The 20,116-nt window shown below is 69.7% G+C and carries 15 protein-coding genes; 5 read left to right on the forward strand and 10 right to left on the reverse strand.

Annotated elements, in window-relative coordinates; all coding sequences use genetic code 11:
• The 3 genes from ABNF93_RS25550 to ABNF93_RS25560 form a co-directional block, all read right to left on the reverse strand.
• On the reverse strand, positions 1 to 1,512 hold the full coding sequence (locus tag ABNF93_RS25550) for an amino acid permease (RefSeq protein WP_349330716.1): 1,512 nt from the start codon (positions 1,510 to 1,512) through the stop codon (positions 1 to 3).
• A 113-nt stretch (positions 1,513 to 1,625) separates the two neighbouring features.
• A complete protein-coding gene (dxs, locus tag ABNF93_RS25555; RefSeq protein WP_349330717.1) occupies positions 1,626 to 3,539 on the reverse strand; it encodes a 1-deoxy-D-xylulose-5-phosphate synthase in 1,914 nt (637 codons plus the stop codon).
• Between the two features lie 173 nt (positions 3,540 to 3,712).
• Complete coding sequence (locus tag ABNF93_RS25560; protein WP_349330718.1) at positions 3,713 to 4,942, reverse strand: ROK family transcriptional regulator; 1,230 nt, start codon at positions 4,940 to 4,942, stop codon at positions 3,713 to 3,715.
• Between the two features lie 16 nt (positions 4,943 to 4,958).
• On the opposite strand from ABNF93_RS25560, the gene ABNF93_RS25565 reads away from it, so the two are divergent.
• Together ABNF93_RS25565 and ABNF93_RS25570 are read left to right on the forward strand one after the other, a co-directional pair.
• A complete protein-coding gene (locus ABNF93_RS25565; RefSeq protein WP_349330719.1) occupies positions 4,959 to 5,537 on the forward strand; it encodes an HIT family protein in 579 nt (192 codons plus the stop codon).
• A gap of 201 nt (positions 5,538 to 5,738) precedes the next feature.
• Positions 5,739 to 6,230 (forward strand): hypothetical protein, encoded by a 492-nt coding sequence (locus ABNF93_RS25570; protein WP_349330720.1) that lies wholly within the window; start codon positions 5,739 to 5,741, stop codon positions 6,228 to 6,230.
• An 84-nt stretch (positions 6,231 to 6,314) separates the two neighbouring features.
• On the opposite strand, the gene ABNF93_RS25575 is transcribed toward ABNF93_RS25570, so the two are convergent.
• The 6 genes from ABNF93_RS25575 to ABNF93_RS25600 form a co-directional block, all read right to left on the reverse strand.
• Positions 6,315 to 8,255, reverse strand: coding sequence for a beta-L-arabinofuranosidase domain-containing protein (locus ABNF93_RS25575; protein ID WP_349330721.1), 1,941 nt, complete (start codon positions 8,253 to 8,255; stop codon positions 6,315 to 6,317).
• Positions 8,252 to 11,080 carry an aconitate hydratase gene (locus ABNF93_RS25580; protein ID WP_349330722.1) on the reverse strand — a complete coding sequence of 943 codons (2,829 nt, stop codon included), beginning with the start codon at positions 11,078 to 11,080 and terminating at the stop codon, positions 8,252 to 8,254. Before ABNF93_RS25580 ends, ABNF93_RS25575 begins: the two co-directional genes overlap by 4 nt.
• A gap of 198 nt (positions 11,081 to 11,278) precedes the next feature.
• Positions 11,279 to 13,378 carry a bifunctional copper resistance protein CopD/cytochrome c oxidase assembly protein gene (locus ABNF93_RS25585; protein WP_349330723.1) on the reverse strand — a complete coding sequence of 700 codons (2,100 nt, stop codon included), beginning with the start codon at positions 13,376 to 13,378 and terminating at the stop codon, positions 11,279 to 11,281.
• A gap of 10 nt (positions 13,379 to 13,388) precedes the next feature.
• On the reverse strand, positions 13,389 to 14,093 hold the full coding sequence (locus tag ABNF93_RS25590) for a copper resistance CopC family protein (protein ID WP_349330724.1): 705 nt from the start codon (positions 14,091 to 14,093) through the stop codon (positions 13,389 to 13,391).
• The gene (locus tag ABNF93_RS25595; protein WP_349330725.1) at positions 14,090 to 14,839 is read right to left on the reverse strand and encodes a YcnI family copper-binding membrane protein; all 750 of its coding nucleotides are present in this window, start codon (positions 14,837 to 14,839) and stop codon (positions 14,090 to 14,092) included. Before ABNF93_RS25595 ends, ABNF93_RS25590 begins: the two co-directional genes overlap by 4 nt.
• 136 nt (positions 14,840 to 14,975) lie before the next feature.
• A complete protein-coding gene (locus ABNF93_RS25600) occupies positions 14,976 to 15,542 on the reverse strand; it encodes a hypothetical protein (protein WP_349330726.1) in 567 nt (188 codons plus the stop codon).
• Between the two features lie 186 nt (positions 15,543 to 15,728).
• Here ABNF93_RS25600 and ABNF93_RS25605 point away from each other — a divergent pair, with 186 nt between their 5' ends.
• Complete coding sequence (locus ABNF93_RS25605; RefSeq protein ID WP_349330727.1) at positions 15,729 to 16,511, forward strand: CGNR zinc finger domain-containing protein; 783 nt, start codon at positions 15,729 to 15,731, stop codon at positions 16,509 to 16,511.
• A gap of 30 nt (positions 16,512 to 16,541) precedes the next feature.
• On the opposite strand, the gene ABNF93_RS25610 is transcribed toward ABNF93_RS25605, so the two are convergent.
• On the reverse strand, positions 16,542 to 18,584 hold the full coding sequence (locus ABNF93_RS25610) for an APC family permease (RefSeq protein WP_349330728.1): 2,043 nt from the start codon (positions 18,582 to 18,584) through the stop codon (positions 16,542 to 16,544).
• 172 nt (positions 18,585 to 18,756) lie between these two features.
• Here ABNF93_RS25610 and ABNF93_RS25615 point away from each other — a divergent pair, with 172 nt between their 5' ends.
• Entirely contained in the window at positions 18,757 to 19,419 is a 663-nt protein-coding gene (locus ABNF93_RS25615) for a potassium channel family protein (RefSeq protein WP_349330729.1), read from the forward strand.
• Positions 19,419 to 20,105 carry a potassium channel family protein gene (locus tag ABNF93_RS25620; RefSeq protein WP_349330730.1) on the forward strand — a complete coding sequence of 229 codons (687 nt, stop codon included), beginning with the start codon at positions 19,419 to 19,421 and terminating at the stop codon, positions 20,103 to 20,105. Before ABNF93_RS25615 ends, ABNF93_RS25620 begins: the two co-directional genes overlap by 1 nt.
• Positions 20,106 to 20,116: the final 11 nt, after the last annotated feature.

Here is a 20,116-nt window from a genome sequence, read left to right on the forward strand (position 1 = left end):
CTAAGCCGGCGTTGACGAGCTGGGCGGGCCGCCCGTGTCGACCGGTTCCGTGGCGGTCGCGAGCCGGGAGTGGCGCCGGCCGTAGCCGAAGTAGATCACGAACCCGACCAGCATCCACACCAGGAACCGCAGCCAGGTCTCGATGGCGAGGTTGAGCATCAGGTAGGCGCATACGACGACCGACAGGATCGGGATCAGCGGGACGAACGGCGTCCGGAACGCCCGCGGCAGGTCGGGCCGGTTCGCCCGGAGCACCGGGACCGCGATGCTCACCAGGATGAACGCCGCCAGCGTCCCGATGTTCACGAGTTCCGCCAGCACGGTGATCGAGGTGAACGTCGCCAGGACCGCGGCCGCGACACCGACGACGATGGTCACGACGTACGGCGTCCGGAACTTCGGGTGCACCTTCGCGAAGAAGCCCGGCAACAGGCCGTCGCGCGCCATCGCGAACCCGACCCTGGTCTGGCCGAGTAGCAGGATCATCACCACGACGGTGATGCCGACGGCGGCCGCGACGGCGATGATCCGCCCCAGGGCGGGCGCGCCGGCGTTCACCAGTGCCGTCGCGAGCGGGGCCGCGTCCTCCGGATCGATCCGCGCGTAGTTCTGGATGCCGGTCAGCACGAGACTCACCGCGACGTACAGCACCGTGCAGATGGCCAGGGATCCGATGATGCCGCGCGGCATGTCCCGCTGGGGATCCCGCGCCTCCTCGGCCGTCGTCGCCACGACGTCGAAACCGATGAACGCGAAGAAGACGACGGCCGCGCCGCTCGCGACGCCGGCCCAGCCGAACATCGCCGGCTCGACCCCGAACATCGCCTGGATCAGTGGTTGTGTCAGACCGGTCCCGCCCTCGGTCGGCTTGCTCGACGGTACGAACGGAGCAAGGTTGCTGGCCTTGACCATGAAAACGCCGACCACGACGAACAACAGCGCGGCGCCCACCTTGACGGCCACCGCGATCTGGTTGATCCGGCTCGACAGCTTGATGCCGGCCACCAGGACCCCGGTGAGGGCAAGGATCAGGAGCCCGGCCGGAAGGTTCATCACCCCGTCGGTGGTGTTCGCGACCGCCGTGGGGATCTGCAGCGGTGTGCCACGCAGCGCGGTCGCGAGGTATCCCGACCACCCACCCGCCACCGCCGCCGCGGCGACGAAGAACTCGAGGATGAGGTCCCAGCCGATCAGCCAGGCGATCAGCTCGCCCAGTGCGGCGTAGGAGAAGGTGTACGCCGAACCGGCCACCGGCACGGCAGAGGCGAACTCGGCATAGCACAGGGCGGCGAGGCCGCACGCGACCGCCGCGAGGACGAACGACAGTGCGACGGCGGGACCTGCGTAGGACGCCGCCGCCGTTCCGGTGAGCACGAACAGCCCACCGCCGATCGTCACTCCGACTCCGAACACGGTGAGGTCGAGAGCTCCGAGACTCTTGCTCAGACGATGCTCCGGCTCCAGCGTGTCGGAGATCGCCCCTTCCACCGGCTTGGTGCGCAGCAGCTTCATGGCGCCACGCGTGCCCCGGCATCACAGCAACGAAACGAAACCGGAGAGTAATCGATCAGCCACCGGCTACGGGCGATCGGCTGCGGGACGATCAGCTACGGGCAGCTGGGGACTCAGCTACGGGGCAGCGGATCGGGATCGCCGCTCGCGAGGGTCGCACCGTCGAGCTGGGCCACGCGTTCCACGATGGCCCGGGCAAGGTCTTGGGCGCCCAGCCCGAACTCCGCCAGCAGGCTGGCACGTTTGTCGTGCTCGGGGAACCGCTGCGGGATCCCGACCACCTGCAGCGGCGTGCTGATGCCGGCGTCGGCGAGGGCGAGGCCGAGAGCCGCTCCACAGCCTCCGACCCGCCCGCTGTCCTCGACGGACACGACCAGCCGGTGCTGGGAGGCGAGACGCACGAGGCCCGGATCGACCGGTTTCACCCATCTCGGGTCGACCACGGTCACCCCGATCCCCTGCTCGCTGAGCCGGCTGGCGACCTCCAGGCAGGTCGTGGCCATCGCGCCGACCGCGACGAGCAGGACGTCCCGCTCCCCCTCGCGGACCAGGACGTCGCAACCGCCCGGATCGTCCACGTCGGGGTCAACAGCGTCGATCGCGCCGATTGCGGGGATGTCGTCTGCCACCGGACCCTTCGGGAACCGGATGACGGTCGGACCGTCGTCGACCGCCACCGCCTCGCGCAGCAGGTCGCGCAACCGAGCGCCGTCCCGCGGTGCCGCGACCCGGAGCCCCGGCACCACCTGCAGGATGGACAGGTCCCACATGCCGTTGTGGCTTGGCCCGTCGTCGCCGGTCACCCCGGACCTGTCGAGGACGAACGTCGCCGCGCAGTTGTGCAGGGCCACGTCGAGCAGCATCTGGTCGAACGCACGGTTGAAGAACGTCGAGTAGATCGCGACGACCGGGTGCATGCCGCCGAGGGCCAGCCCCGCCGCCGAGGTCACGGCATGCTGCTCGGCGATCCCGACATCCACGAACCGATCGGGATATTCCTGGGCGAACGCATCCAGCCCGGTGGGACCCTGCATGGCCGCCGTGATCGCCACAAGGTCCGACCGCTCCCGGCCGAGGGCGAGCAGCTCGTCGCTGAAGACCTTCGTCCAGGTACCGGTCGGATCAGTGCGGATCTGGTGCAGGCAGTCCTCCTCGTCCTGCTCGGCAAGGTCATAGCCGGCGCCCTTGCGGGTGACGCAGTGCACGAGGACGGGTCCGCCGAACCGCTTCGCCTGGTCGAGCGCGGACTCGATCGCCACCCGGTCATGCCCGTCGATCGGTCCGACGTACTTCAGGCCGAGGTCCTCGAACAACCCCTGGGGCGCCAGGACGTCCTTCAGGCCGCGCTTGACCCCGTGCAGGACGTCGTACACCGGCGTACCCACCAGCGGCGTCCGACCGAGGGAGCGCTTCACCAGCTCGAGGACCTGTTCGTAGCGGGGGTTGGTCCGCAGCGCGTTGAGGTGCTGGGCGAGGCCACCCACCGTCGGCCGGTAGGACCGGCCGTTGTCGTTGACCACGATCACCAGGCGCCGGTCCTTCGCGGCCGCGATGTTGTTGAGCGCCTCCCAGGCCATCCCGCCCGTCAGCGCCCCGTCACCGACGATGGCCACGACGTAGCGGTCCTCGCCCTTGAGCTGGTACGCCCGGGCAAGGCCGTCGGCGTAGGACAGGGAGGTCGACGCGTGGGAGTTCTCGATCACGTCGTGCGGCGACTCCGCCTGGCTCGGGTAACCCGAGAGCCCACCCTTTTGCCGCAGCAGGTCGAAACCGGCCTGCCGGCCGGTCACGATCTTGTGGACGTACGCCTGATGGCCCACGTCGAAGAGGATCTTGTCCCGCGGCGAGTCGAACGTCCGGTGGACCGCGAGGGTGAGCTCCACGATGCCGAGGTTGGGCCCGAGGTGGCCGGAGCGGGACACCTTGGTCACGAGGAAGTCGCGGATCTCCCGGGCCAGGTCGACGAGCTGCTGCTCGGAGAGGCCGGACAGGTCGGAAGGCTCCCGTACCTTCTCGAGCAGGCTCATTGCCAGATCCCTCCTTGCAGGTCGGCCACGCGAAGGACTCGCCGTGCACGGTCCGCCCGACGGCTCGTCGCGGACCGTTCGCTCGAGTCTAGATTGCCCTCCGGCTGATCCTGGGACGCCGTGGCCAGGTGTGGGGTTGGCCACGTTGGTGACCATCACCGGCTCCGGCCGACTCAAACGAGTTGCGGGCGCTCCAGTTCGTTACCGTCACCGGGCATCGCCGGAGTGAGGATCTCGGCCGGCCGGCCCTGCCGGATCTCCAACTGCTCGACGGCCAGGACGAGCGCCCCGAGGACTTCGGCGCGCGCTCCCGTCTCGGCGGCCACCACCGGCGTCGACGCCACCGAGCACACGGCGTAGCGGGGCATCGCGGCCCGGAGCGGGTCGAGGAAGACGTCGCCGGCCGCGGCCAGGTCACCGCCGACCACGACCCGTTCGGGGTTGACCACATTGCACAGGTTGGCCGCGACGAAGCCGATGTGCCGGGCCGCGTCGGCGATGACCCGCCGGCAGCCGCCGTCGCCCTCGACAGCCCTGGCCACGAGGTCCTCGATCGTGTGCAGGTCGGGATGGCTGTGCCGGATGAGCTCGAGGAGGTACGGCGCGCCGACCAGCGTCTCGAGACACCCCCGGTTGCCGCACGAACACACCGGACCGGTCTCGTCGATTGTCAGGTGGCCGATCTCCCCGGCCGAGCCGCCGAACCCGTGGTAGACGTACCCGTCGACGACCAGACCCGCGCCGAGTCCCGTCGCTGCCTTGACGTACGCAAGATTGGCGACCCCTCGCCCGGCGCCGAAGTACAGCTCACCACGGGCACCCAGGTTGGCGTCGTTGTCGGCGAAGACGGGTACGTCGAGGCGCTGCGCGAGATCGCGCACCGGATCGACGGCCTCCCAGCCGGGCAGGATCGGCCACGAGCCGAGGGTTCCGCCGCCGGGTGGCAACGGGGCCGGCAGCCCCACTCCCGCGGCCCTGATCTTCGTCCGGTCCTCGCCGATGTCGTCGAGCAGCTCGACCAGGAGCTTCTCGGCGGCGGCGAATGCCACGGCCGCCGAGGCCCCGACGTCGCAGGAGTGGCGGCGGCCGGACCGGATCGCGAACCGCAGGTCGGCGACGGCCACGCGGATGTGCCGGTGTCCGAAGTCGAGGCCGACGACGAGGCCCTCCTCGCAGCGGATCCGGACCTCCTGCGCCCGCCGGCCCCCGCGGATACCCGGGGAGACCTCGACGGTTCCGGCGTCACCGAGCTGGTGGACGATGTTGGAGACCGACGCCGGTGACAGTCCGGTGAGGCGGGCGATCTCGGCTTGGCTGAGTACGCCGTGTGCCCGGACCGTTGCCAGCACCCGGCGGATGTTCGCCGCCCGAAGCGACGCCTGGGAACCCGGCCGTAGCGTCACGCGCCAAAGACAACCCGTGCGCAACCTGATCGTCAAGCCCTGGAACGACACCCACGGTGCCGTGTTCAGCGGCCCGCAGATGTTCAGCATCTTTCTCCGCGGTTACTCCATGACGAAGAGTGACCGAACGGAGGCCCGGATCTGGCTGCGGACCGTGGGGCTGCGCGAGTCCGTACGCTCTGGACTCATGGACGGCTGTGCGTTCTGCGCGATCGCCGAGGGAGCCCCCGCGCACCGGGTGCTCGACGAACCGGAACTCCTCGCGTTCCTCGACGTCCGGCCGGTGTTCAAGGGACACGTCCTGCTGATCCCCCGCGACCACGTGGACACGCTGCTCGATCTGCCCGACGCGTTGCGCGACCCGTTCTTCCGTGCTGTGCAACGGCTTGCGGCAGCGATGGAGAACGGCCTCGGCTCACAGGGATCGTTCGTCGCGGTCAACAACAGGGTCAGCCAGAGCGTCCCGCACCTGCACGCCCATGTGATTCCCCGGACCAGAGGCGACGGGCTGCGTGGCTTCCTGTGGCCGCGCCGGAAGTACGCCGACGACGCCGAGGCGGCCGACTATGCCGCGCGGGTGCGTGCGGCGTTGTGAGGCGTACAACCTGGAGGTAGCGGCCAGCCGCAGCGGCGTCGAAGATCGGATCCGCTGTGCCGCACTGTTCCCTCCCGATGGCGGGACCGGCATACTAGCCGGCGGCATGTTCACAAGGTGGACGTCGTACGCCCGGGGGGGCCTAGGGTGCGAGGGTCTACCGCCACGGGGCCAGTCGTCATCGGTTCAGGAGGTCCGATCATGACAGACATCCGCCCACGGGCAGCCGTCCTCGCAACCATCGGTGCCCTCGCCGTCGCCGCGAGTGCCTACTTCGACTGGTTGGACGGTCGTTCCCCGGACCAGATACCAGTGCAGCAGCTTCTGCTCCAACCAGATCCGGCGGCGACCGCGGCGTCCTACTACCAGTCCATGGCTACCCCGCTGGTGGTGGTCGGCGCCATCGGCGTCCTTGCGACTCTGTTCCTGTCCCGCGCTCTGCTGTGGGTGACGTTCCTGCTCGCCCTCGCCACGCTGGGCCTCTGGGTCACGACCGTCGTCCTCGAAGTCGCACCCGGCGAACTCTCCATCGCAGACATCCAGCCGGGCGCCTGGATCAATCTCGGGGCGGTCATCCTGATCCTCATCGGCGCCGCCGCGCTGCGCGGACGAGGTGATGAGGACCTGGATGAGGAGGACGAGTTCGAGACGCCACCGTTGACCCGCCAGCTGTCGGTCGACGACGGGCCGTGACCGGCAGCGGCCTGGAACGCGCTACCGCAGGACGCAGGAGGAACCTACGTGGAGTCGCGCGCAGAGTCCTCTGCCGTCCGGATTTCAGCGTGGCGGTATCCACGGGAGTTCGGTCACGCGGAGGCGGGCGGCACCATATGGAACGAGGACGACCTGCTCCGCCCCTGACTTGGTGTCGACAGGACTCGGTGGTGGACTGCCGGCGGCTCCGTGCTCGACCCTCCAGTTCGCAAGTCGCCGACCTGTGGCGTGCACCGCGAGCCGCACGCCTTCCGGTGAGAAAGGCGGGCCTACGCCTGCCTGCCGGCGTACGGTCAAGGACTTCTCTGGATCGGCCGGATCGAGCTCGACGGCGTAGTTCCACGGTGTCGTCGGGTGTACCTCCCAGTCGGGGTACGACTCATGGCCGCCCTTGCGTTGCCACGACTCCCCTACCGCGAGGGCGAAGGCGAGCGGACCGCGCCACATTGTCACCGCGTTGTTCGGGCGCTGTTCGGCCCGCATCCGGGCGGGCAGGCGGAGCGTGAGGACCTGCTCGCCCACCCACTCCCGGTGCATCCGGTGGACGCTGCCGGGATCGAGTGCGACAGGCGGGGCGTCCCCGACTGACAGGCGCGGGTCCACGGCCCAGCCCGGCACGCGCAGCGACAGCGGGAACGCACCCGGCTGCTCAACCCGAACCACGACAGTGACCGTGTCGTCGAACGGATAGCTTCCGCGCACCTCCACCCGCACGGGCGTTTCATGAACGCTCGTCTCGAGCACGCATGGTGCGTACGACAGGGCGAGCAGCCCGTCGTCGGGGGTGGCCATCCAAAGGCGGGCAGCGAACTTCGGCCAACCCTGGTGGCGGTTGGCGGTACAGCAACCAAAGTGCGGCTCGAGCCCGAAGACGTTCGCGTCCGGTCCGTTGTTGGTGTAAATGCGGTCCTGCGTCACGTGAGACACGACCTGGTTCGCCTGCTGGACGTACTGGTGCCCACGGTCGTCGACCGTCGCACATGCCGGAAGGGCGTTGTAGGCAAGGCGTTCCAGCCGGTCGACGAGTGCCTCCGCCGCACCCCAGACCTCGACGGCGGTCTCCAGGGAGAACATCTGCTCGACGACCGCACAGGTCTCCGTTCCCTGGGAGGGGTGCCGGCCGGCCAGGTGTTCGTCGGCACTGAACAGCCCGGATGCCTGCCCGTGGTGCTGGTCCAGCTGGGCGAGCAGACTGCCGAGAAGCTCGGGCGGTGCGGGATCCTCGCTCTGGCGCGACCAGACGGCGGGCGCCTTCATCCCCATGGCGACATTGACGCCGTGGGTCGCCATCATGTCGTCGTTCATCCAGACGCCGCCGGCTCGCCGCCGGAAGTCGTCGAGGGTCGCCTGCGGCACCTTGTCGCGGTAAGGAAGCGATTCCGCGAACGCGGTCCAGTCGTACCCCTGCCGATGCACGGTCTTGGCGAGGTCGAGCAGGAACGACTCGCCGGTCAGGTCGTACAGCCTGTGCAGGGACAGCACGAGGTCAGCCCACCGGCTGCGACCCCAGTCGTGCAACGGAGTCCGGTCGAGCCGTGGCGGGAGCGAGCGCGCGAACCGCAGGGCCGCCTTGACGATCCGCTCGTCACCGGTCGCCGCGTGGTACTGCAGCAGCGCCTTGAGCACCACCATCCGCGGCCACGCGTCTCCGGCGGCGCGAGGATCGGCGTCCGTGCCGGCCTGGCCATCGCCGCACTGGCTGAGCCAGCCGTCGTCGGTCTGGCGGTCGAGGATCGCCGCCACCCAGCGGTCGACCTTCGCGCGGAGCGTCACGTCGTCGAACAGGAACGCGAGCGGCGTCACGCCGTCCAGCCAGTACGGGCCACGTTCCCACCCGTCGGCGGATCCGCCGATCCAGGCGCTGTCGCCGACGTCGGGCCAGATCTCGTCGAGGTGGCCGGCCATGCCGTCGGCCTGGGTCTGGAGCTGGCGGGCGAGCCAGCCCGCGGGCCGGAGCTGACCGAGCGGTAGGGCCCGCAGGGCAGCCGGACGCAGGCCGCTCAACGTGACAGCAGGGAACGCAGGACGTACTGCATGATCCCGCCGTGGCGGAAGTAGTCGGCCTCGCCAGGAGTGTCGATGCGGACGACGGCGCGGAACTCCTTACCGTCCGCGCGCACCGTCACCTCCCGCGGGGTCCTGGCGGAGTTCAGCTCCTCGATCCCCACGATGTCGAAGGTCTCCTCGCCGGTGAGTCCGAGCGACTCCGCCGACTCCCCCGGCGCGTACTGCAACGGCAGTACGCCCATGCCGATGAGGTTGGACCGGTGGATGCGTTCGTACGACTCCGCCAACACCGCCTTGACACCGAGCAACGCGGTGCCCTTGGCCGCCCAGTCGCGGGACGAGCCCGAGCCGTACTCCTTGCCGGCAAGGACGACCAGCGGGGTTCCGGCGGCCTGGTAGTGGATCGAGGCGTCGTAGATCGTCGCCACCTCGCCACCGGCGGTGAAGTCGCGGGTGAGGCCGCCTTCCGTGCCGGGCGCGAGCTGGTTGCGCAGGCGGATGTTGGCGAACGTCCCGCGGATCATCACCTCGTGGTTGCCGCGTCGCGAGCCGTACGAGTTGAACGACCGCGGTTCGACACCGTGCTCCAGCAGGTACGCACCGGCCGGGCTGTCCCGCTTGATCGAGCCGGCCGGGGAGATGTGGTCCGTCGTCACCGAGTCGCCGAGCTTCGCCAGCACACGTGCGCCGGTGATGTCCGACACTGGCGCGGGCGACGCCGGCATCCCTTCGAAATAAGGGGGTTTGCGGACGTAGGTCGAGTCGGCGTCCCACGCGAAGAGATCGCCTTGCGGCGTGGGAAGGGTCTGCCAGCGCTCGTCACCGGCGAAGACGTCGGCATAGTCGCGGGTGAACATCTCGGCAGCGAGCGCGCCCGCCACGACGTCCTCGATCTCCTTCTCCGACGGCCAGATGTCGGCGAGGAAGACGTCGTTGCCCTCCGAGTCCTGGCCCAACGGATCGTTCACGAGGTCGACGTCCATGCTGCCGGCGAGTGCGTACGCCACGACGAGTGGTGGCGAGGCGAGGTAGTTCATCTTGATGTCGGGGTTGATCCGGCCCTCGAAGTTCCGGTTGCCGGACAACACCGACACGACGGCGAGGTCGGCGTCGTTGACCGCCTGGCTCACTGCGGGGATGAGCGGTCCGGAGTTGCCGATGCAGGTGGTGCAGCCGTAGCCGACGAGGTTGAACCCGAGCTCGTCGAGGAAGGGAGTCAGACCCGCGCGCTCGTAGTAGTCCATCACCACCTTCGACCCCGGCGCCAACGTGGTCTTGACCCACGGCTTGCTGGTCAGCCCCTTTTCCACGGCCTTCTTCGCGAGCAGCGCCGCACCCACCATCACCGACGGGTTGGAGGTGTTGGTGCAGGACGTGATCGCCGCGATCACGACGGCGCCGTGGTCGACCTCGCACTCGGTGCCGTCGGCGAGCGTGATTCGGGTCGGCGAACTCGGGCGACCGTTGCCGGACGCGGCGGCGGACTCGAAGGTGCGCGGGGCGTCAGCGCCGTTGCTGCCGGTGTAGGAGGGCGAGTCGCTGGCGGGGAACGACTCCGCGTCAGCTTCGTCGTAGCCCCTCTCCTCGACCGGCTGGGCGTCGCCGACGTAATCGCCCAACACCGTGCGGAATGCCTGCTTCGCCACACTCACGCTCACCCGGTCCTGCGGTCGCTTCGGGCCGGCGATGGAGGGGACGACGCTCGCCAGGTCGAGCTCGAGGTACTCGGAGAAGTCCGGCTCTCGCGACGGATCGTGCCAGAGGCCCTGCTCCTTGGCGTACGCCTCCACCAGAGCGACCTGCTCCGCGGAACGCCCCGTCAACCGCAGGTAGCGCACGGTCTCGTCATCGATCGGGAAGACCGCGATCGTCGAGCCGTACTCCGGCGACATGTTGCCGATCGTGGCGCGGTTGGCGAGCGGCACCGCGCCGACACCCGGGCCGTAGAACTCGACGAACTTCCCCACCACCCCGTGCTTGCGCAGCATCTCGGTGATGGTGAGCACGAGGTCGGTCGCCGTCGCGCCGGCGGGCAGCTCGCCTGCGAGCTTGAAACCGACGACGCGCGGGATGAGCATGCTGATCGGCTGGCCGAGCATGGCGGCCTCGGCCTCGATGCCGCCGACGCCCCATCCGACGACGCCGAGACCGTTGACCATGGTGGTGTGCGAGTCGGTGCCGACGCAGGTGTCGGGATAGGCCTGGGTCACGCCGTCGACGGCGCGCTCGAACACCACGCGGGCGAGGTGCTCGATGTTGACCTGGTGGACGATGCCGGTGCCGGGCGGCACGACGCGGAAGTCGTCGAAGGCACCCTGACCCCAGCGCAGGAACTGGTACCGCTCGACGTTGCGTTCGTACTCGATCTCGACGTTGCGCGCGAACGAGTCCGGCGCACCGAAGACGTCGGCGATGACGGAGTGGTCGATCACCAGCTCCGCAGGTGAGAGCGGGTTGATCGACGCCGGGTCGCCGCCGAGGTCGCGCACGGCCTCGCGCATGGTGGCGAGGTCGACGACAGCCGGTACGCCGGTGAAGTCCTGCATGATCACCCGCGCCGGGGTGAACTGGATCTCTTTGCTGGGTTCGGCTTCGGCTTCCCAGCCGGCGAGGGCACGGATGTCGTCGGCGGTGACGTTGGCGCCGTCCTCGGTCCGCAGGAGATTCTCGAGCAGGATCTTCAGGCTGTACGGCAGACGGTCGGCGCCGTCGACGGCGGCGAGGCGGTGGATCTCGTACGCCGTGCCGCCGACGTCGAGCTGGCCCCGGGCGCCGAAGCTGTCCAACCGGCCCTGGCCGCCGCCGTTGTCGTTGCTCGCCATTGTGCGTACTCCCTCGTCGTCGGCTGCTGCGGGCGTACCTCGTCGCCATCCTGCCTACGCGAACACGGACAGAACTGGTCAGGGTGCCCTAACTCACCGGCTCGCGGTGGTCAGGTATCTCGATGTCAAGATACACGGTGGCGCCGGCGCCGCGCCACCCGACCGGGGCCGGCATGCCCGGACCGGCGAGGAGAAAGGTCAGTGCGGTTTGGTACGCCGTTGTTCCCTCGCCGCGAGCTGGGCGAGCCAGGCGTTGTACGCCGGCAACTCGATGTCTGTCCCCGCGTCCACGCGACGGTCGAAGCGCCGCGCTTCGCGGGTGTCCGACCGCATCCACTGGGCGAAGATCACGCCCAACACCAGCAGGGACGGGAGTTCGGCCGCGCCCCACGCGATGCCTCCGCCGACGTTCTGGTCGACCAGCGGATCGACCCAACCCAACCGGAGGGAGGAGTACCACGCCGCGCCGATCAGGGTGGTGCTCGTCATCACGATCACGCCGAAGAACGCATGGAACGGAAGTGACGCGAACAGCATCACCATCCGGCCAAGCGGCGGCAGCTTGTGCGGCAACGGATCGAGGCCGATCACCGTCGCGAAGAAGAGGCCACCGACGAGTAGGAAGTGAGCCGCCATCGCCAGGTGCCCGCTGTGCGAACGCATCGCCCACACGAACATCGGCGAGAGATAGAAGGCGTAGAGGCTCACGATGTAGAGGCCCAGCGCGACCGGTGGGAAGGTCACCACCCGCACGACGCGGCTGTGGAGCACGACGAGGAGCCACTCGCGGAGTCCGCGATCCGTTGCCGTACCAGCGCGATGGATCACCGCCTCCTCCTCGCCGGCGCCGCCGCTCGGTCCTTCGGTCCCGCCGTCTGCCTTGGCGATCGATCGATGGTGCGCCGGCAACGCCCGCAGGGCAAGGGTCACCGGCGCTCCCATGACGAGCAGGATCGGCACCAGCATCGTCAGGGTCATGTGCTGGACCATGTGGACGCTGAACATCACAGGTGCGTACGTCGCGATCCCGCCACAGAGCACGACCACCGCGACGGCGATGCCCGAAACCCAGGCGATCGTGCGACCGACTGGCCAGCGGATGTCCTTGGCCCGCAGCCGTCGTACGCCTCGCAGGTAACACACGAGTCCGATGGCCGCCAGCGTGAGGACGAGACTGTCGATCCGCCATTCGGAGAACACCCGCGACAACGAGAACGGCGCCACGTCGTAGCCGATGAGTGCCCCGGCCGTCGTGGCCGCCTGGCGCTCCTCCCCGACCGGTGTGGGAGTTCGCGCCAGGGCCACGGCCAGCGCCACCGTCGCCACCATGACGGCAACCTCACCCGCCGCGAACCGGCGGAACGCTCCCGAGTCCTCGCGCTCCAACCGGGGCAGTATCGCGCGGCGATGCCACCAGCCGAACGCCCCCAGTGCCACCAGTGCGACGACCTTGCCGAGGACGAGCCGACCGTAGGACGTCGAGACGAGCTGCTCGACGCTCTCGATCCGCACCCAGGCGTTGACGACTCCCGACGCTGCCGCGGCGCAGAAGCACCAGAGCGCCACCGTGCTGAAGCGAGGCACCGCGGTACGCAGGACGGCTCGGCTCGAGCGCGCGTAGACCACGAGACCGAGCAGGCCACCCACCCACAGCGTGATCGCCACGACGTGGACGATCAGGCTCGACGTCGCGATGTCATGGTTCGCCGCCCCCGCCGAGTGCCCTGTCAGGACCGGCGGAAGCGCTGCCGCGATCGCGAGGATCAGCAGGAGGGCCGCGCCGTTCGGGGTGCGGACGCTGCGCGCCGCCCCGGCGAGAACGACGGTGAGCACGACGACCACGCCCAGGGCACGTCCCTGGGACACCTCCGCGATGAAGCCCAGCAGTGTGCCCTGGTAGTCGACCTGTCCAGGGGGTACGCCGAGGAAGTCCGACAGCGTCAACGCCAGCGTGCCGGCTGCCGCGACGGCCCAGACCCATGCCCACCCGGCGGCGGACCTGACCGCACGCGCGGCGACGGGATCGAGATCGTCGCCACGTGACGGTGCCAGGACGCCGAGGAGCAGGGACCCGACCGCACCGACGGCGGCGAGGTCCATCGTCAGCTTGGCGACCGGGATCCCCCAACCGGTGAGGGCACCGGGGTCGGGAAGACCGGGCGCGGCCGGCCGCGGTCCACCCCCACCCACCCCCAGCGCGACCAGGAGCACACCGAGCGCACCCAGCACGACAGCCGCCGCGACCAGCCAGGGTGCGGCGCGCGGGTCGAGACCGGGACTCCGGCGTTCCGTCGCCATCAGCGGTTCCTCATCCGTGGGCGCCGGAGTCCGGCGACTTGGGGCCGCGCCGCACGGCGAGCACCACGCCGACGGCGATCAACGGAATGAGGGCCAGCCCACCCACGATGATCGGCCAGCGGCTGCCGCCTCCGCTCGCCGGCGTCGTGGCCGTGCCGGACGGCGTCGGCGTATCGGTCGGCGGGTCCGTGAGGGAATCGGTCGGCGGATCCGTTGCCGAGGGTGTCGCCGTCGACGGCTCCGCCGAGTCCGTCGGCGAGGGTGCGAGGCCCGCGGCCCGCTTCTGGAGGCGGAACCGGAAGGTGCCGGTGATCGGATGCCCGTCCACGGAGACGACCCGCCAGGCGACCTGGTAGGTGCCGGGCAGGCTCAGCGTCCGCAGCGCTTGCGTCGCCTTCGCTCCGGAGACCTCGAGCGCACCGGCCTGGACCTTCTCTCCCCGGGGTCCGGTGACCGCCACCACGCCGAACCGGCGCCCGACCGGCTGGTCGAACGTCAGCGTCACCGCCGTGGGGGCCCGTCGCAGGTTCGCACCGTCGGCGGGCGTGCTCGACACCAACGAGTTGTGTGCAGACGCCGGTACCGGTCCGGCGAGCTGGGCGAGCGTGCATCCCACCAGGATGACCGCGAGCGTCAGGACCCGGACAAGGGGGGTCGCGGTGGCCCGCACCCACCTGGGGTGCGAGCCACCACGTCCCCTCGGGACGACCGTCACCCGGCGTCCTTGCGGCGTACGGCGAGCAGGAGCAGCAGGGCAGCGGCGAGGCCGAGGACGCCGACACCCAGCCCGGTACCACCCAGCAGCCGTGCGGTCTGGTCGGACGTCCCGACCGCCGCCACCTCGACGGGCGCGGCCGGGTCGTCGGAGCCGGCCTCATCCTTGTCGGCCGCGGGTGCGGTGCCGTGGCCGGAGCCGCGTTCTTCTGGCGTGAGCGTGAGAACGGGTGCCGGGTGCTCAGGCTCGGCAGCGCCCTCACGGACCGGCTCGGTCCACTCGACCACCTCGCCGTCGTCGTAGGTCTGGACGGCGGGGAAGGCCAGCGACTCCTCTTCCGGTAGTGGACCGACCGAGACCTCGAACTCGTCGAACTCGTCCGGGCCGATCCTGACGCCCTTCTCGGCGGTCCAGGTGATCGCACTGACCGCCTCCTCGAGGGTGTAGTCGCCCGACTCGACCGGCTCGGGCAGCTTGGTCCTGGTGACCCGTGCCTTCCAGCCGTCGTGCGGCTTCACGCGGACCGAGGCCAGCGGGGTCTTCAATGGAAAGGACACCTTGACCTTGACGGTGGCGGCGGTGTCGGACTCGTTGGGGACACGGAAGGCGAGCTTGGCGTAGTTGCCCTGCGTCTCCTCCCGGGGATTGACCGTCACGTGGGCGAACGCTGGCCCGGTGAGCAGGGCAAGCGCACTCGCGGTCGCCGCCGCGACGACCGCGCCGCGGCGAACTGGGTGGGAAAACATGAGAACCCTTCGGTGACGTGGCGCATGCGGCGCACCGACCGTCGACTCGGTGAGGTCGGCTGCGCGTCAGCAACGCCTGGCGATAAGAAGCTGGCGGCGAACATCGCGTCGCCGCGGCTCGGCTCGACGTGGAACGTCAGCGGGTACGAAGCGGTGGCCCACGCCTGGGATGCGCCCGGGCGGACAGGCTGGTGCCCGGCCGAGGAAGGTCCGGCCGCGAGGGCGCCGGTGAGCACGGCACGGTGACCACGAGCGGTGCGCCCAGCGGGGGCATGCGTACGAGCCCAAGAAGCTCGACGAGTGACCAGAGCACCGTGTCGCCGTGGGTCACCAGCGCGGCGGTGCCGGCGGCTGCCAGCAGGTGGCCGCCGACCATGGCGAGATCCGTGGGCAGGCCCATGCCGTGAGACCCGTCGGCGGCGGGCTGGGCGTGATCGCCAGCACCCGGGCCGGTCAGCGAGAACGCGAGGTGGAACCCCACCTGCGCGGCCACCGCCCCCGCGAGTACCTGGCCGAAGGAGCGCTGTCGGTCGGCCAGAACGCTGAACCCCGCGCCGGTGAGCACCGCCACCGCGACCCAGGTGTGTGCCTTCGGGACATCTCCACCGCCGATGACATGCCCCGCCAGGGCAAGCATGGCGCAGCACACGGCGAGGAGACCGCCGCGCGCGACACGCAGCAGGCCTCGGCCGGGGTGGCTCACGCTTGGCGTCCCTTTCTCATCGGTGGCACTGCGGGGCTGGACGCTGGCGCGACGGCCGCGATCAGGAGGTTTGACGCCCGCCGGCCGCCCGGCCTCATCCGCCGCCCGAGTCTAGGCGATCAGTCCCCCGGGGCTTGAGGCACGCTCTCCGCGAGCCCGGCCGCCGCCGCGACCCTTCCGGCCACCATGACCACGACGTCACCACACACGCAGCGGAGGTACCCCACCCACCCGGTGGAGGTCGCGTGCCACGACAGGTGCCGCACCCCGGGATCCGCCAACCGCCACCCGCACGACGGACACGCTGACGCGCAGGGTGACGGACTGGGCGACGGACTGGGTGACGGACTGGGCGACGGGGACGCCGGCGGGCAGGATGCGGAATGTGGGCTGTTGTGTCGCACCACCCCAGCATGCTGTCATGGGCTTGTGCACTTCAACCATTACGGCGGGTCCGCGGCGCAACTGTCGACCGCGCTGGTCAACTTCTGCCACACCCACGGCGCCGACGATCCGGACGGCCTCCGTGCACTGCTGGCTGCCCATGACGTCCATACCAGGACGCTCTCCGCAACTCAGGCCGCGCAACTGCGTACCTGGGCCGACTCACTGCGTCAGGCGTACGGAGAAACATCCCTCGACCATCAGGTCGACACCATCAACGCACTGCTGGAGAAGGGAGCCAGCCGGCCGTTCGTGAGCCAGCACGGTGGCCGGTTTCCGCACCTGCACTACTTCCCCGAAGATCCCGACGTCGTGACGCGGGTCCGGGCACAGACCGCAGCCGGACTCGCGCACGCACTGTGCGACGCCGGAGGTCAACGGCTCGGACGCTGCGACCGGGACGAGTGCGGCCTCGTGTTCGTCGACACGTCACGGGGAGGACGGCGCCGATTCTGTTCGCTCCGGTGCGCCAACCGGGTCCGCGTCGCCGACCACCGTCACCGAGCCACCCAGCGCCAGAAGTAGCCGACGCGCCCGAGGTGGGCCACGGTCTGGTCACCGCCGTGCGGACGGCTTGCCGCCGGTCCGCCGGGGTCCGCCGCGTCGTACGCCACCGGGAGCGTTGACCTGCCGCTCTGCCCGGCGTTCGGCGATCTGCGACGAACGCAGCTGGTACGGCACGCTGGTCACCATCACGCCCGTGGTGAAGAGCAGGCGGGTCTTCAACCGCAGCGCGCTCTGGTTGTGGAGCAGGTGCTCCCACCAGTGCCCGACGACGTACTCCGGGATGTACACCGTCACCACGTCGCGCGGGCTCGCCCGCCGGATGTGACGGATGTAGTCCAGGATCGGCCGGGTGATCTCGCGGTAGGGCGAAGCGAGGACCTTGAGTGGCACCGGGATGCCGCGACGGTCCCATTCGTCGACGAGTTTGCGGGTCTCCTCCGGATCGACGTCCACGGTCAACGCCTCGAGCACGTCCGGACGCGACGCCCGCGCGAACGCCAGCGCCCGCAACGCCGGCCGGTGCAGCTTCGAGACCAGGACGACCGCGTGCACCTTGGACGGCAGGGTCAGCTCATCCTCCGGCGCCGCCGTCAACTCCTCGGCCACCCGGTCGTAGTGCGCCCGGATTCCGCGCATGAGAACGAAGAGCACCGCCATCGCGAGGATCGAGATCCACGCTCCCTGGGTGAACTTCGTGACGAGGACGACGACCAGCACGACAGCGGTCACGCTGAGCCCGAAGGCGTTGATCAACCGGCTGCGTTGCATACGCCGGATGGCGCCCGGATCCTGCTCCGTCCGTAGCAGCGCTGTCCAGTGCAGGACCATGCCGGTCTGGCTCACCGTGAACGACACGAACACGCCGACGATGTAGAGCTGGATCAGCGAGGTGACCTCGGCGTCGAACGCGACGATCAACACGATCGCGAACCCCGCCAGCAGGACGATCCCGTTGCTGAACGCCAGCCGGTCGCCGCGGGTGTGCAGCTGCCGCGGCAGGTAGCCGTCGCGGGCCAGGATCGACCCCAGGACCGGGAACCCGTTGAACGCCGTGTTGGCGGCCAGCACCAGGATCACGCCGGTCGCCGCGGCGACGAAGTAGAACCCGATCGGGAAGTGGTCGAAGATCCCTCCCGCGAGCTGGCTGATCACCGGGTCCTGGTGATAGCCCGGTCCCACCGGAGTGCCATCCGGGTTGAGCAGCTGGGTCGCTGGGCGTTCGACCATGCGCACGCCCATGGCGTTGCCCAGCAGGTTGACGCTCAGGCCCATCACCACGGCAATGACGCCGAGCAGAAGCAGGGTCGCCGCGGCGTTGCGCCCCTTGGGTCTGCGGAACGCCGGAACGCCGTTGCTGATCGCCTCCACCCCGGTGAGCGCGGCGCAACCGGACGCGAACGCCCGCAGGAGCAGGAACGCGGCGGCGAGCCCCGTGAAGCCCTGCGCGAACTCCGGTTCGGCAGCGATCTGGAGATCGGCGGAGTCGGCTTCGGGCAGGGTTCCGAGGAAGTAGCGGACGAGACCCCACAGCGACATCCCGAGAATCGCCGCCATGAAGAGGTACGTCGGGATCGCGAACGCCGTACCGGACTCTCGGATCCCGCGCAGGTTCATCGCCATGAGAAAGAGCGTGGCGATCACCGCGACCGTCGTCTGGTGCCCCTGCCACGACTCGATCGCCGTCGCGGCGTACTGCGCGGCCGACGAGATCGACACCGCCACGGTGAGCACGTAGTCGACCAGCAGCGCACTTGCGACGGTGAGCCCGGCCGCGTGACCCAGATTGACCGTCGAGACCTCGTAGTCGCCGCCGCCGGACTGATACGCCTGCACGTTCTGCCGGTACGACGCCACCACCGCGAGCATGACGATCCCGACCGCGATGCCGATCTTCCAGGAGAAGGCGTACGCGGAGAGGCCCGCGAACGACAACATGATGAAGATCTCGTCCGGTGCGTACGCCACGGAGGACAGTGCGTCGCTGGCGAAGACGGGGAGAGCGATGCGCTTCGGCAGAAGCGTCTGGTGGATCTGGGTACTGCGGAGCTTGCGCCCGATCAGCAGCCGCTTGCCGAGGTCGCCTATTCCCACGGCAAGGATGCTAGAGGTAGCGACGGACGGCCTGTCGACGGGCACCGTACGGGTTTCCGCGCCGGGGCGCGCTGTTGATCAGGCAGAGTCCGATGCCCGGGCCGCCACCGGCGGGGTGACGCGGTGTAGCGTCAGGGACGATCCGACCAGCGATCGGGCGAAGAAGGACACCGTGCACATCGTGATCATGGGCTGCGGACGCGTCGGTTCCACACTCGCGCACAGCCTCGAGGACCGTGGCCACAGCGTCGCCGTGGTCGACCGGGCGACGGAGGCATTCCGCCGGCTCGGCCCGAGCTTCGGCGGCCGGACCGTCACCGGCATGGGCTTCGACCGCGACGTCCTCGCCGAGGCCGGTATCGAGCAGGCCGGAGCCTTCGCCGCGGTCTCCAGCGGCGACAACTCCAACGTCCTGTCCGCCCGGATCGCCCGCGAGATCTTCCGGGTCGAGAACGTCGTCGCCCGGATCTACGACCCTGGGCGTGCTGAGGTCTACCAGCGCCTCGGCATTCCCACGGTCGCCACGATTCCGTGGACGACCCACCAGATCATCCGCCGGCTGCTGCCGGAAGGTTCCGAGCCGGAGTGGCGCGACCCCACAGGGACCGTACGCCTGGCCGAGATCCACATCGACGCGGCCTGGGTGGGCCACCGGGTGAGCGATCTGGAGCGGACCACCGGGGCCCGCGTGGCGTTCCTGACAAGGCTCGGCGAGGGCGTCCTGCCCGGCCCCGACACGGTCGTACAGGACGGCGACCTCGTTCACGTCATCATGCGCGAGGGCACGATCGACAAGGTGGAGAACGCCTTCGCCTCGGGTCCGGAGGAACTCTGATGCGCGTGGTCATCGCCGGTGCCGGCAACGTCGGCCAGTCCATCGCGAGTGAGCTGGTCGAGAACCACCACGAGGTCCTCCTCATCGACCGCGACCCGGCCGCCATGAAGGTCGAGGTCGTCCCGCACGCAGAGTGGCTCCTGGCCGACGCCTGTGAGCTCTCCACGCTCGACGAGGCCGCCCTGCACCGCTGCGACGTCGTCATCGCCGCGACGGGAGACGACAAGGTCAACCTCGTCGTGTCTCTGCTGGCCAAGACCGAGTTCGGTGTCCCGCGGGTGGTCGCCCGGGTCAACCACCCCAAGAACGAGTGGATGTTCAACGAGTCCTGGGGTGTGGACGTCGCCGTCTCGACGCCGCGGATCATGGCCGCACTCGTCGAGGAGGCCGTGAGTGTCGGCGACCTCGTACGCCTCTTCACCTTCCGACAGGGTGAGGCCAACCTCGTCGAGCTCACCCTCCCGGAGGACTCCACGACGATCGGCCGCCGCGTCCAGGACGTCTCCTGGCCGCCTGACACCACGCTCGTCACGATTGTCCGGTCCGGGCGGGTGTTGGTGCCGACCGGCGACACCCCCCTCGAGGGTCATGACGAGTTGCTGTTCGTCGCCATTCCCGAGCGGGAGAAGGAGCTTCAGGAACTCCTGTCACCGCATGAGACCCAGCCTCCGACCGAAGACAGGTAGGGCGGCTTTGT

The organism is Actinopolymorpha sp. B9G3, from assembly GCF_040120725.1.
GTDB lineage: Bacteria > Actinomycetota > Actinomycetes > Propionibacteriales > Actinopolymorphaceae > Thermasporomyces.

What these genes read in the sequence shown, in the direction of transcription:
- ABNF93_RS25550 (WP_349330716.1), bottom strand. Translation starts at nt 1,512, where the DNA reads ATGAAGCTGCTGCGCACCAAGCCGGTGGAAGGGGCGATCTCCGACACG.
- dxs (WP_349330717.1), bottom strand. Translation starts at nt 3,539, where the DNA reads ATGAGCCTGCTCGAGAAGGTACGGGAGCCTTCCGACCTGTCCGGCCTC.
- ABNF93_RS25570 (WP_349330720.1), top strand. Translation starts at nt 5,739, where the DNA reads ATGACAGACATCCGCCCACGGGCAGCCGTCCTCGCAACCATCGGTGCC.
- ABNF93_RS25580 (WP_349330722.1), bottom strand. Translation starts at nt 11,080, where the DNA reads ATGGCGAGCAACGACAACGGCGGCGGCCAGGGCCGGTTGGACAGCTTC.
- ABNF93_RS25585 (WP_349330723.1), bottom strand. Translation starts at nt 13,378, where the DNA reads ATGGCGACGGAACGCCGGAGTCCCGGTCTCGACCCGCGCGCCGCACCC.
- ABNF93_RS25595 (WP_349330725.1), bottom strand. Translation starts at nt 14,839, where the DNA reads ATGTTTTCCCACCCAGTTCGCCGCGGCGCGGTCGTCGCGGCGGCGACC.
- ABNF93_RS25605 (WP_349330727.1), top strand. Translation starts at nt 15,729, where the DNA reads ATGACCACGACGTCACCACACACGCAGCGGAGGTACCCCACCCACCCG.
- ABNF93_RS25620 (WP_349330730.1), top strand. Translation starts at nt 19,419, where the DNA reads ATGCGCGTGGTCATCGCCGGTGCCGGCAACGTCGGCCAGTCCATCGCG.